General features: G+C 33.9%; 13 protein-coding genes. 10 read left to right on the top strand and 3 right to left on the bottom strand.

What is annotated here, in order from left to right:
• Positions 1-17: 17 nt before the first annotated feature.
• The 10 genes from PQF96_RS14085 (at position 18) to PQF96_RS14130 (ending at position 9,864) form a co-directional block, all read left to right on the top strand.
• On the top strand, positions 18-1,832 hold the full coding sequence (locus PQF96_RS14085) for an acyl-CoA dehydrogenase (protein ID WP_271766913.1): 1,815 nt from the start codon (positions 18-20) through the stop codon (positions 1,830-1,832).
• Between the two features lie 34 nt (positions 1,833-1,866).
• A complete protein-coding gene (locus PQF96_RS14090; RefSeq protein ID WP_271766915.1) occupies positions 1,867-2,643 on the top strand; it encodes an SDR family NAD(P)-dependent oxidoreductase in 777 nt (258 codons plus the stop codon).
• A gap of 56 nt (positions 2,644-2,699) precedes the next feature.
• Entirely contained in the window at positions 2,700-3,923 is a 1,224-nt protein-coding gene (locus PQF96_RS14095; protein ID WP_109437746.1) for an acyl-CoA dehydrogenase family protein, read from the top strand.
• An 85-nt stretch (positions 3,924-4,008) separates the two neighbouring features.
• Complete coding sequence (locus tag PQF96_RS14100) at positions 4,009-5,061, top strand: phosphotransferase family protein (RefSeq protein ID WP_271766917.1); 1,053 nt, start codon at positions 4,009-4,011, stop codon at positions 5,059-5,061.
• Positions 5,062-5,097: 36 nt separating this feature from the next.
• Entirely contained in the window at positions 5,098-5,757 is a 660-nt protein-coding gene (locus tag PQF96_RS14105; RefSeq protein WP_333968018.1) for a transglutaminase-like domain-containing protein, read from the top strand.
• Positions 5,758-5,813: 56 nt separating this feature from the next.
• Complete coding sequence (locus tag PQF96_RS14110) at positions 5,814-6,569, top strand: SDR family NAD(P)-dependent oxidoreductase (protein WP_109437744.1); 756 nt, start codon at positions 5,814-5,816, stop codon at positions 6,567-6,569.
• 30 nt (positions 6,570-6,599) lie between these two features.
• On the top strand, positions 6,600-7,607 hold the full coding sequence (locus PQF96_RS14115) for an NADP-dependent oxidoreductase (RefSeq protein ID WP_271767093.1): 1,008 nt from the start codon (positions 6,600-6,602) through the stop codon (positions 7,605-7,607).
• A 20-nt stretch (positions 7,608-7,627) separates the two neighbouring features.
• Positions 7,628-8,605, top strand: a complete 978-nt coding sequence (locus PQF96_RS14120) for an NADPH:quinone oxidoreductase family protein (RefSeq protein WP_271766921.1) — start codon at positions 7,628-7,630, stop codon at positions 8,603-8,605.
• 22 nt (positions 8,606-8,627) lie between these two features.
• Complete coding sequence (gene fabG, locus PQF96_RS14125; RefSeq protein ID WP_271766923.1) at positions 8,628-9,365, top strand: 3-oxoacyl-ACP reductase FabG; 738 nt, start codon at positions 8,628-8,630, stop codon at positions 9,363-9,365.
• A 34-nt stretch (positions 9,366-9,399) separates the two neighbouring features.
• The gene (locus PQF96_RS14130) at positions 9,400-9,864 is read left to right on the top strand and encodes a MaoC family dehydratase (protein WP_109437740.1); all 465 of its coding nucleotides are present in this window, start codon (positions 9,400-9,402) and stop codon (positions 9,862-9,864) included.
• 90 nt (positions 9,865-9,954) lie between these two features.
• Here the strand turns inward: PQF96_RS14130 and PQF96_RS14135 are convergent, their stop codons facing one another.
• From PQF96_RS14135 to hutG, 3 genes are all read right to left on the bottom strand, one after another.
• A complete protein-coding gene (locus PQF96_RS14135; RefSeq protein ID WP_103068606.1) occupies positions 9,955-10,146 on the bottom strand; it encodes a cold-shock protein in 192 nt (63 codons plus the stop codon).
• Positions 10,147-10,343: 197 nt separating this feature from the next.
• Positions 10,344-10,820: a hypothetical protein gene (locus tag PQF96_RS14140; RefSeq protein ID WP_109437739.1), complete on the bottom strand. Its 477-nt coding sequence runs from the start codon at positions 10,818-10,820 to the stop codon at positions 10,344-10,346.
• Between the two features lie 771 nt (positions 10,821-11,591).
• The gene (hutG, locus tag PQF96_RS14145) at positions 11,592-12,545 is read right to left on the bottom strand and encodes a formimidoylglutamase (protein ID WP_271766924.1); all 954 of its coding nucleotides are present in this window, start codon (positions 12,543-12,545) and stop codon (positions 11,592-11,594) included.
• Between the last annotated feature and the right edge of the window lie 26 nt (positions 12,546-12,571).

The raw sequence follows: 12,571 nt of genomic DNA on the forward strand, positions 1-12,571 counted from the left end.
TCTAAAAACTTCACACAATGGCTAATGAATATATTGATATAGAAACGCTTAAGTATCTTTTATATGATGTACATGAATTAGAAGATGTAGTAAGACAAGATCGCTTTAAAGATCATGATAAAGAATCTCTAAATATGTTTATAGACTCGGTTAAAGAGTTTTCTGATAGAGAATTATTTCCATATATCAAAGAGATGGATGAACATCCTGCCTATTATGAAGATGGTAAAGTTATCGTTCATAAGCAGGTGGATGTTATAATGAAAAAAGGTGGAGAAATGGGACTTATCTCTGGGACTTTTGATTATGATGCAGGTGGGTTACAATTGCCAATGATGGTATATACAGCTTCGGCTTTTATTCAAGATGCTGCTAATAATCATTTACCAGGATATTTAGGTCTCACTATAGGCTCTGCTGAGTTAATTGTACATTTTGGTAATGCTAATCTTAATGAGATCTATGTGCCTAAGATGCTTTCTGGAGCGTGGGGAGGAACCATGTGTCTTACAGAACCACAAGCTGGAAGTTCTTTATCTGATGTTGTGACTAAAGCTATACCATCTGAAAAAGGTCATTATAAGATTTCTGGACAAAAAATATTTATCTCTGGAGGAGACCATCAATATGCAGAAAATATGGTGCATTTGGTGTTGGCTAGAATAGAAGGAGCTCCTCAGGGAACCAAAGGAATATCATTATTTGTTGTTCCTAAAAAACGACCAGACAAAAACGGTGATCTTACACCAAATGATGTAACGACAGTGGCAGATTTTCAGAAAATGGGTCAACGAGGATATTGTACAACTCATCTTGGTTTTGGTGATAAAGATGATTGTCACGGTTGGTTGGTTGGAGAAGCACATCAAGGATTAAAATATATGTTTATGATGATGAATGCAGCTCGAATAGCGGTCGGTAGAGGAGCTGCTGCGATTACAATGGCGGCATATCAAGCTTCATTACAATATGCAAAAGAGCGTCCGCAAGGAAGAAAATTAGCAAGCGATGGAAAGAAAAACCCAGAACAAGGACAAACCTTAATTATAAATCATCCAGATGTACGAAGGATGTTATTGTTACAAAAGGTTGTTGCAGAAGGTTCTCTAAGTTTGGTGCTTCTTGCTTCAAAGTATTTTGACCTTAAAGAAACACTTCAGGATAAAGACGAAAAAGAGAAATATGGATTACTATTAGAGTTGATTATTCCTATGGTAAAGACATATCCATCAGAAATGGGAGCACAAGCCGTATCTAATGGAGTACAAGTATTAGGAGGATATGGATTTTGTTCAGATTTTATATTACAACAATACCATAGAGATATTCGTATATTTTCTATCTATGAAGGAACCACAGGAATTCAGTCACAAGATCTATTAGGTAGAAAACTACTTATGGAGAATGGTAAAGCCCTCAAATTATTAACTAATGAGATTATGCAAACCATAGAGCAGGCTTCTAAATATGATGAACTAAAAAAGTATGCTGCAAAACTTGGAGATAAATTACAATTGGCACAAAAAGTAATAGGGTTCTTAATAGGTTTTGCTCAAAAAGGAGATTATGAACGTTTCTTGTCTGATGCTACCCCCTTTATGGAATTCTTTAGTAATATAACAATGGGATGGGTATGGTTAGATATCGCATGTCATTCTAAAAATGCATTAATAACGGCTCAGAAAAAGTATACTGAGGAATTTTATGAAAGTAAGATTCATACTATGAAATTCTATTTTAAATATGAATTACCAAAAACTAGTGGTCTTGCAGATATTCTTATGAATGAAGAAATTCTCACTATAGCAGGAGAGCAAGAAGTTTTTAATTAAGTCGTTTAATTTTTAAGTACCATAATAACCCATAATGGATAGTATAAAAAAATCATTTCATCTAGAAGGGAAGGTAGCTATTATAACTGGTTCTAGTAAAGGAATAGGAAAAGCTATAGCACAAGGTTTGGCCCAGCATGGCGCTAAGGTCGTTATAAGTAGTAGAAGTCAGGATGCTGTAGATGAAGTTGCATCAGAATTTAAATCGGCAGGTTTAGAAGCAATAGGAATAGCATGTCATATAGGAAAAGCAGATCAAAGAGAGCATCTAATTCAAAAAACAACAGCGCATTTTGGAGGTGTTGATATTTTGGTAAATAATGCTGCTATAAATCCAATATATGGACCTATTGAAGATGCAGAGGAAGGTGTTTTTGATAAGATTATGGATATTAATGTCAAAGCGCCATGGGCATTATCCAATTTGACCTTACCTTCTATGAAAGAAAGAGGAGGAGGGAGTATTATCAATATAGCCTCGGTAGAGGCCTTACATCCGGGCGCAGGCCTAGGGTTGTATAGTACCAGTAAAGCAGCTTTATTAATGTTGACAAAGAATCAAGCAAAAGAATGGGGACAATATGGTATTCGTGCAAATGTAATTTGTCCGGGACTGATTAAAACCAAATTTAGTGCAGCATTATGGCAAAATGAAAAATTGCTTCAAAAAATAGAAAAGACGTTACCTACTTCTCGGATGGGTATGCCAAATGAAATGTCGGGAATAGTATGTTTATTGGCTTCAGATGCAGGATCGTATATGACAGGTAGTGTTTATAATGCAGATGGAGGATATATGATAGCAGGTTGATTGCCAAATATTCTTTCCGAAAAAGAAGGATCTTACCCATTTAAATATTGTAAAGCATGAATTTCGAGTATTCAGAAAAAATAACCTCACTTCAACAAAAACTTACTGCTTTTTTTGAAGAGCACATTCTCCCAGTAGAAAAGGAAGTGAGCACTTTTGTTTATGACCCGAATAACCGTTGGCAACGTTGGTCAGGCATGAATGAATTAAAAATAAAGGCCAAGGAAGCTGGGTTATGGAATCTTTTTTTACCAAAAAATTATGGGAGCTTAAGTCCTGGTTTATCCAATTTAGAATATGCACCTTTGGCAGAAATCATGGGGCGCGTTCTATGGTCATCAGAAGTATTTAATTGTAATGCTCCTGATACAGGAAATATGGAAGTCTTGGCAAAATATGGTTCTTCTCATCAGCAAGAACAATGGTTAAAACCTTTAATGAACGGAGATATTCGCTCTGCTTTTCTGATGACAGAACCACAAGTGGCTTCTTCTGATGCCACAAATATTGAAACTTCAATCAGGCGAGATGGAAATGATTATGTGATTAATGGTCGTAAATGGTGGTCCTCTGGGGGGATGGACCCTCACTGTAAGATTGCTATTGTAATGGGTAAAACAGATCCGGAAGCAGCAAGGCATCAACAACAGAGTATGATTTTGGTTCCTATGGATACTCCGGGATTAAAAATTATTCGACCTCTATCTGTATTTGGATTTTATGATTCTCCAGAAGGACATGCCGAAATTTTACTTGAGAATGTAAGAGTGCCTAAAGAAAACCTGATTCTTGGTGAAGGAAGAGGTTTTGAGATTGCCCAGGGGCGTTTAGGGCCAGGTAGAATTCATCATTGTATGAGGTTGATAGGAATGGCACAAAGAGCTTTAGAGTTGATGTCAAAAAGAGCTTCAGAACGTATTGCTTTTGGTAAGACATTTAAAGATTATAGTAGTATACGTCAAGAGATTGCACTATCACAATGTGAAGTAGAACAGGCAAGATTATTGACTCTTTCTGCAGCTGATAAAATGGATAAAGCAGGAAATAAAGTATCAAAAGACTTAATTGCAATGATCAAAATTGTAGCACCCAATATGGCATTAAAAGTTATAGATAGAGCTATGCAAATTCATGGTGGTATGGGAGTTGGGCCTGATACTCCATTAGCACATTTCTTTGTAGCAGCACGTATGCTTCGCCTTGCAGACGGCCCTGATGAGGTGCATATGTATCAACTGGGTAAAAGTGTGATCAATACCTATGCAGAAAAGAAGATATAGATTTAAAATGATATACAAATAAAAAACCAAATTGTTAGTCTAAAGCAAAAGCAGCATGTCGAATACCTTTAATTAATCTAACACAATGCAAAACGTACGTAAAGGAGAAGAATTAAACGAGAAAACGTTAAAAATGTTTCTTCAGAAAGAAGGGCTTATAGATAGTCATCAAAGCGATTGGCAAGTAACTCAATTTACACATGGGTATTCTAACCTTACTTATTTGTTACAAATTGAGAGTAAAGAATATGTACTACGTCGCCCTCCTTTTGGAGCCATAAAAAGAGGTCATGATATGGGACGCGAATTTAAAGTGCAATCGGGTATCTACGCGACTTTCCCCAAAGTTCCAAAAATGTTTGCATTTACTGATGATGAAAGTATTCTTGGAAGTCCATTCTATATTATGGAAAAAGTAGATGGTATTATCCTTAATGTTAATGAAGCTAAAAAAAGAAATATTTCTCAAGATAGTTTTAAGACTATTGCAGATTCTTGGTTAGATACGTTTGTGGCACTTCATGCGATAGATTGCAAAACTGTCGGACTTGAAGATCTTGGAAAACCTGATGGATATGTACAACGTCAGGTCTTGAATTGGGGGAAACAATATCTAAAAGCAGCTACCGATGATGTTCCCGCAGCCGAAAAAGTAATGCGATGGATGGAGGAAAATCAGCCAAAAATATATCGACACAGTTTAGTTCATAATGATTTTAAGTATGATAATGTTGTTTTTAAAAATGATAGCTGGAAAGAAGTAATAGCAGTGTTAGATTGGGAAATGGCTACCCTTGGTGATCCTTTAATGGACTTAGGAACGTCGTTAGGGTATTGGACAATGGCGACAGATCATCCTTTTGTTCAAAAAGGAATTCCGTCACCAACAATTATGGATGGTAATCCAGGAAGAAGTGAGATTGTAGCACTATATATTCAAAAAAGTGGAAGAGATGTGGATCACTTAGTGTTTTACTATGTATTTGGCCTTTTTAAAATAGCAGTAATCGCACAACAGATTTATTACAGATATAACAAAGGTTTAACGACAGATCCTCGTTTTGCACAATTAAATAAGGCAGCCGAGTTACTTTGTAATCTAGCCTTACAAGCGATTCAGAAAAATAAAATAGATTAATAAGAATATTAACTTTATTGATGTTACAACCCTTAGATGAAGTTTAAAAAAGAAGAAGAAATGGATTATTTAGCTTCTACATATTATTTTGATTATGAAACTGATGAAATTCAGGAGCTAGTCAAAGAATTTAAAACTGATACGTTAACTCCAAAAGAAAAAGCTATTGGACTATATCTTAAAATAAGAGATGAATGGAGGTATGATCCCTATCAGATAAGTCTTATAAAAGAAGGGTATATAGCAAGTAATATTGCACAAAGACCAAAAGGCCATTGTGTGGATAAATCTATCCTTTTGATAGCGTGTTTGAGAGCAGTAAAAATACCAGCAAGAATTCACCTGGCAAAAGTGAAAAACCATATCGGAGTAGAACGATTAATAGAAAAATTCGGAACAAATGAATTGACTCCTCACGGAATGGTAAATGTATTTCTTGATGGTAAATGGTTGAAAGTATCACCCGCTTTTAATAAAGCATTATGCAGAAAATGTAATGTAGCTCCTCTTGATTTTGATGGAGAAAATGACTCTATGTTTCAGGAATTCAATAACGCAGGAAATGTTTTTATGGAATATCTTGATGATTATGGTCATTTTGAAGATGTACCGCTTGATTTTATTTTTAATAATATGAAAGAACATTATCCTGCAATTATAGATCAATATGAAGGGTTAGAAGAGATTAAATTATAAAAGTATATTGCTGTAAATGTTTAAATAAAAAGACTATTGATTTTAATTTTAAGGATATGGAAGTAAAAGATAAAATAGTAATTGTGACCGGTGCAGGTTCTGGTATTGGTGCTGCAACGGCTAAACATTTTGCCAAACATCAAGCTATAGTCGTAGTTTCTGATATTAAGGAAGAAAAAGCACAAAAAATTGCCAAAGAGATCCTTCAACAAGGAGGTGATGCAACAGTAATAGCAGCAAATGTAGCTCAGATTGATGAGGTAGAACAACTTATTACCAAAACCGTATCAAAATATGGACGATTAGACATAATGGTAAATAACGCCGGGATTGGCCCAAAACATATGACGAGAACAGCAGATTATACCTTAGAAGATTGGGATAGCGTGATTGCTGTGAACCAAACTGGAGTTTTTTATTGTATGAAATCAGCATTAAAACAGATGGTAAAGCAAGGAGGGGGAAACATTGTAAATATAGCCTCTTTAGCAGGTTTAAAAGCTTCGCTTAATAACCTGTCATATTGTGCAAGTAAATTTGCAGTGGTTGGTATGACAAAATCTGCTGCCTTAGAATATGCAACAAAGAATATCCGTATTAATGCTGTATGTCCTGGGTATACAGAATCTGCTTTATTAGATAAATTGCTTTCTGTTCGACCAGATATGGATCAACGATTAAAAAGTGTAATTCCAATGAAACGATATGGTCAAGCAGAGGAAATTGCTGATGCCGTAGTTTGGTTAGCTTCGGATAACACAAAATTTATTACAGGACAAACAATAACCTTAGACGGAGGAACTTCATTATAAAAATATACTTGACTAACTACAAAAGAAAAAATTATGAATAAACAATTGATATTTAAGAAACGCCCAGTAGGTCTTCCTGCTTCTGATACTTGGGAATTACAATCTAATCCCATTCCAGAACTTAAAGAAGGAGAAGTGCTTATTCAGCAACATTATGTATCGTTAGATCCGGCGATGCGTGGTTGGATGAATGATGCCAAATCATATATAGAACCTATACAAATTGATGATGTTATGAGAGCTGGCTCTGTGGGTAAAGTTATTAAAGTAAATAATCACCCAAAGTACAAAGAAGGAGATTATTTAACTGGTTGGGGTGGTGTACAGCAATACGTAGTAACGAATGGTGAGAATTGGTACCCTGTAGATCCAAATTTAGCTCCTTTGCCTATGTATATAGGGACGTTGGGAATGCCAGGAATGACAGCATATTTTGGAATTTTGGAGGCAGGGAAAATTAAAGAAGGTGATATTGTATTGGTTTCAGGAGCGGCAGGAGCTGTTGGAAGTATTGTTGGGCAGATTGCTAAAATAAAAGGATGCCGTGTTATTGGTATTGCAGGAGGTAAAGAAAAATGTAAATATCTTATTGATGAGTTGGGGTTTGATAGTGCTATTGATTATAAATCAGAGAATATATACGAGGCCCTAAAACGTGAATGTCCAAAAGGGCTTGATGTGTATTTTGATAATGTTGGAGGAGAAATTTTAGATGCAGCTTTAAGTCGATTACGTCTTAATGCTCGTGTCATTATCTGTGGGGCTATTTCACAATATAATAATAAAGAAGCTATAAAAGGACCAGTGAATTATTTATCGTTATTGGTTAATCGAGCAACTATGCAAGGGATATTAGTAATGGATTATGCTAAAGATTATGCTAAAGCCGCTATGCAAATGGGAGGATGGATTGCACAAGGAAAATTAAAAAGTAAAGAAGATATTTATGATGGTATAGAAAACTTTCATGAAACGTTTTTGCGATTGTTTTCTGGAGATAAGAAAGGGAAATTAGTATTAAAGGTAATTGAAGAATAGAGGTTATAAAAATAAACTAGATGAAAGCTATTGTTTGTAAACAATTCGGTCCTCCTTCAGCATTAGTATTTGAAGAATTAGATGATTTAACTCCCAAAGAAAACGAAGTTATTGTTCAGGTAAAAGCTTGCGGAGTCAATTTTCCAGATACATTAATTATTCAAGGGTTATATCAATTTAAACCAGAGTTACCTTTCACTCCAGGAAGTGATATTGCAGGAATTGTAAAAGAAGTAGGAGCAAACATCACTCATGTAAAATCAGGAGATGAAGTTTTTGGATTTGTAATGCATGGTGGATATGCAGAAGAGGCAGCTGTTCCTGGAAATGCATGTTTTAAGAAGCCACCTATGATGGATTTCCCTATTGCCGCTTCTTTTATGATGGCATATGGCACCTCTTATCATGCATTAAAAGACAGAGCTGATCTTCAATCAGGAGAAACACTTTTAGTATTAGGAGCCTCAGGAGGTGTGGGTTTGGCAGCGGTAGAATTAGGGAAGCTTATGGGAGCAAAAGTAATTGCAGCGGCTTCTAATGATCAAAAACTACAGTTGTGTGAAGCATATGGAGCCGATGAAATTATAAATTATACAGATAAAGACCTGAAATTAAAAATTAAAGAATTAACAAACGGAAAAGGAGTTGATGTCATATATGATCCGGTTGGAGGAGAATATTCTGAAATGGCTATTCGAGGAATGGCTTGGGAAGGGCGTTATTTGGTAGTAGGTTTTGCTGCAGGAAGTATCCCTAAGATACCGCTTAATCTTGCTCTTTTAAAAGGTTGTTCAATTGTAGGTGTTTTTTGGGGGAGTTTTGCTGTAAAAACCCCTAAAAAGAATATGCAAAATACTATGGAACTTATGCAGTGGCATGCAGAAGGTAAGCTAAAACCTCATATTCATAAAATTTACCCTCTAGAGGATTCGTCAAGTGCATTAAAAGCAATGATAAATAGAGAGGTTAAAGGTAAGATAGTTATACAATGCTCTTAGTATGAGTTAAAAGATAATAAAAATGAGATTAAAAAATAAAGTAGCAATAGTTACAGGAGGAGCTAGAGGAATAGGAAAGGCCGTTTCTGATTTATTTGCAAAACAAGGAGCAATAGTAATTATTTGGGATCTGTTGGCAGATGGTGAGAAAACGGCTAAAGAAATTAGCGAAAAAGGAAATACAGCCGAATTTACTAAAATTTCGGTAACAGATAAGGTTGCGATAGAAAAAGAAGCCGAAAGGATTTTTAAGGCTTATGGTAAGATTGATATTTTAATTAATAATGCTGGTATTACCAAGGATCGTACATTACATAATATGAGTGAATCAGAATGGGATGCTGTGATTGAGGTGAATTTAAAAGGCGTTTTTCTTTGTACTCAAGTTATCTCAAAGTATATGAAAGACGCAAACTATGGTCGTATTGTTTCTGCTGCTTCTAATGTAGGTTTACGAGGTAATTTTGGACAAACAAATTATTCGGCTACAAAAGCAGGTGTCATTGCGATGTCCAAAACTTGGACTGTAGAGCTTGGAAAATATGGTATTACCGCCAATGCGTTAGCCCCGGGTTTTACACTCACAGAAATGACAGAACAAATTCCTGAAGAGCATCTGGAAGGAATTAAAAAGCAAATACCATTACAAAGAGCAGCTACTCCAATGGATATAGCGCATGGATATTTGTATTTGGCATCAGATGAAGCTTCTTATGTTTCAGGTATTTGTTTGACAATTGATGGGGGAGTTTCAAGGTGATTTGAAACTAATGTTCTTCAAGTAATTCAATAATATGGGACAATTAAAGTGTAAAAATTTCGAAGATTTTAAAAAGAATGAAGGCAAACCATTACCAACAGGTAATTGGGTATTAGTCACTCAAGAAATGATCAATACTTTTGCAGAAGCCACCCAGGATTTTCAATGGGTACATGTTGATGTTAAAAGAACAGCAAAAGAATCTCCTTTTAAGAAACCAATTGCCCATGGATTTCTATCTGTCTCTTTGCTTTCAAAAATGCTTATGGACCTTGTTATTGTAGAAAGTTTGGTTATGGGAGTAAACTATGGTCTAAATAAAGTACGTTTTCCTCACCCGGTGCCTGTTGATAGCCGTTTACGACTGCATAGTAAAATAACTAAAATTGAAGCGTATGGTACTAATGGGTTGAAAATCACATGGGGGTGTTCAGTCGAAATTGAGAATATAGAAAAACCAGCCTGTGTTGCCGAATTTGTATCACTTATGTTTGAATAAGTTAGGTATTTGATAGAAATAAATCATTTAGAATAAAAAAACCTGTCAAATCAGACAGGTTTAATACTTTAAAAAATCAAATAGTATATCTTATAATACTTTCACGTTTACCGCGTTCAATCCTTTTTTACCTTCTTGCAAATCAAATTCAACTGCGTCTCCTTCACGAATTTCGTCAATTAATCCTGAGATGTGTACAAAATGTTCTTTGTTTGAATCTTCTTCTGTAATGAATCCAAACCCTTTTGCATCATTGAAGAATTTTACTGTTCCTTTGTTCATTGTGATAATTTAAATTAGTTAATAAGAGACAAAGATAATACCAAATACTTAAATGATCATTACTTAATGCTCTTTAGTTGTTAATTCTAAACACAAATCTAGATCATTTATTATTTGTAACATGATAAAAATGAATCATTTTAGAAATAATTGATGATTACACTTAACAATTGTATGGTTAGTGCTCTGTGTAATATTTAGAAGTAAAGATTCTGCAATTCTAATTTATAATCATATTGAAGATCTTCATGTAATAAGGTTATTTTTTTTTTGATCGATGCTATTTCTCGGTTATGAATATTCATGAGAACAGAATTGCTTGTTATAGAAGGTTCGAAATCTTTGAGTTTTTTACAGAAATAAAGAAGTAGTTCTATTTCGGTTTCTTTATTCTTTGAGTATCGAATATATTTTTTAATTGTACGTAAAATTTTACGAACGCTTTTTTTGATAAAATAATATGATGTTATATTGATTATTGTGAATTGTTCATCTACCTCATTTTTCACATTCTCGATATATTGATCCTCATTTCCAGATTCAAATAATAAATAAGTAAGTAACTCTTTATTTTCTTTTTTAAATCTCGATAGCCTAAGACATAGTTCTATCAGATCTTGGTGAGAACATTCATTTAGTTCTGTTTTAATCTCTTTAACGGTGGCAGATTTCATGTTTGCAATTTAGACAAAAGTTTGAATTTGTTTATAAATGCTTTTTTACACTTTTTTGTTAACTGATTGATTTGTAAACCCTTGATGAGCAGTAGTTAACGAGGTTATCAACATAGTTATTAACATTAAAAGTAAGTTTTTACCTTCTAATATTTTTATTTTTGATAATAAAAATGTTTTTTATCGTTGTTTTATTTAATTTCAACAAATTATTAACAAATAATAAACATTTTTCTTGTATTATTGTTAATAAGTGGTTATGTTAGTGCTAGTTAACCTTAAATCACATCGTCATGAATCACTTTTATTCAACATTCGGGCTCAATTTTATGAGTATCGTTAATTTTTTGAAAGAACTTCCCCAAGCTTCTAGCTATGCGATTCGTAAGTAATAATAAGAATAGATTTTTCTTAAATAAGCTTATCGTACTTTGCTTTGGTACCGTTTATAAGCATTTTTAAGATACAGTAGAAAGTTTTGTTTTTTTTGCCCTAAAAACCCTTCATCTCGCATATTTGAAGGGTTATTTTTATATGAAAAAGGAGTAGGTGGGAGAAGATTAATAGATGCCCTACTATTTGATTATATGGTAAACCAATCAATATCCCAATGCAGTATTGGTATCTTCTTTAAAAATTAGATATAAGGCATGTTTTTCTCCAATATATTTTATTTGAGTTCCTGAGATTTGAAATTCGGTATTAGAGAGTTGTTTGTGTAATTATTTCTCTTCGGTCTTTATTGCTTTTGGATAGTCTCTGTTGTAAAAATTATTCATCAATCATACACTCTATAATATGATTAACTAACCTGGATGCTAATCGAGCAGTACAATTATCAATGTCATATTTTGGATTAAATTCTACAATATCGGCACTAATTAGTTTTGTAGAGTTACAAATCCATTTTATAGTTTCCATTGCGATATCAACAGAAAAACCAAATGGAGAAGGTGCACTAACTCCAGGAGCAAGAGCAGAAGAAAAACCATCTAGATCTATAGTAAGATATATGTAATCCACTTTTGCAATAAAATTTTGAACTACTGTAGCTATGTTATTTTTGTTTTGAATTGTATATTCTGTGTTCTCTAGATATTGAACATTTAATTCGTTAGCAATTTTATAAAGCTCTTTGTTATTTGAGGCTTTTTGGATTCCCAGGCACAAATAATTGAATGAATCATTTTCTTTTGAAATTTGATAGAAAGGAGTTCCAGAAGTGCCTTGATTTGTAGTTTTTCTAAGATCGAAATGTGCGTCGAGATTTATGATTCCAATTTTTTTATTTGGAAATTGCTTTTTGATTCCATTATAGTGGGCATAAGCTAAATCATGACCTCCTCCAAAAATAATGGGAAAATTTTGAAGTTGTAAAAGTGAAGTAATAATGTTTGAAGTCTCTAGTTGTGTATCTTCAAGATTTCCTTGTTCACAAGTAATATTGCCTACATCGAGAATATCTATTTGATCATTAAAATGATTAGAAAGTGTTGCCAACATCTTTCTTATATGATCAGGGCCTTTTACAGCGCCAATTCTTCCGTGATTTCTTTTGATTCCTTCATCGCAAGTATATCCTAAAAGAGTAAAAGATTGTTTCTTGGGTTTTGATAGTATCTCGTTTTCAAGGTTAACACATTTTATTTTTTCATGTAGGTATAATTGATCATCAGAGATACGACCGGTCCAAAGTGTTGTATCAGTTTTTTGGTAGTTGTTCATCTTAAGTTTCATTATAGTTTGATCAA

It is taken from the genome of Aquimarina algiphila, from assembly GCF_947494415.1.
Classification (GTDB): domain Bacteria; phylum Bacteroidota; class Bacteroidia; order Flavobacteriales; family Flavobacteriaceae; genus Aquimarina; species Aquimarina algiphila.

Bases quoted from the DNA above. Each gene is read 5' to 3' on its own strand.
- PQF96_RS14085 (WP_271766913.1), top strand. From the start codon at position 18: ATGGCTAATGAATATATTGATATAGAAACGCTTAAGTATCTTTTATAT.
- PQF96_RS14090 (WP_271766915.1), top strand. From the start codon at position 1,867: ATGGATAGTATAAAAAAATCATTTCATCTAGAAGGGAAGGTAGCTATT.
- PQF96_RS14095 (WP_109437746.1), top strand. From the start codon at position 2,700: ATGAATTTCGAGTATTCAGAAAAAATAACCTCACTTCAACAAAAACTT.
- PQF96_RS14100 (WP_271766917.1), top strand. From the start codon at position 4,009: ATGCAAAACGTACGTAAAGGAGAAGAATTAAACGAGAAAACGTTAAAA.
- PQF96_RS14105 (WP_333968018.1), top strand. From the start codon at position 5,098: ATGAAGTTTAAAAAAGAAGAAGAAATGGATTATTTAGCTTCTACATAT.
- PQF96_RS14110 (WP_109437744.1), top strand. From the start codon at position 5,814: ATGGAAGTAAAAGATAAAATAGTAATTGTGACCGGTGCAGGTTCTGGT.
- PQF96_RS14120 (WP_271766921.1), top strand. From the start codon at position 7,628: ATGAAAGCTATTGTTTGTAAACAATTCGGTCCTCCTTCAGCATTAGTA.
- fabG (WP_271766923.1), top strand. From the start codon at position 8,628: ATGAGATTAAAAAATAAAGTAGCAATAGTTACAGGAGGAGCTAGAGGA.
- PQF96_RS14130 (WP_109437740.1), top strand. From the start codon at position 9,400: ATGGGACAATTAAAGTGTAAAAATTTCGAAGATTTTAAAAAGAATGAA.
- PQF96_RS14135 (WP_103068606.1), bottom strand. From the start codon at position 10,146: ATGAACAAAGGAACAGTAAAATTCTTCAATGATGCAAAAGGGTTTGGA.
- PQF96_RS14140 (WP_109437739.1), bottom strand. From the start codon at position 10,820: ATGAAATCTGCCACCGTTAAAGAGATTAAAACAGAACTAAATGAATGT.
- hutG (WP_271766924.1), bottom strand. From the start codon at position 12,545: ATGAACAACTACCAAAAAACTGATACAACACTTTGGACCGGTCGTATC.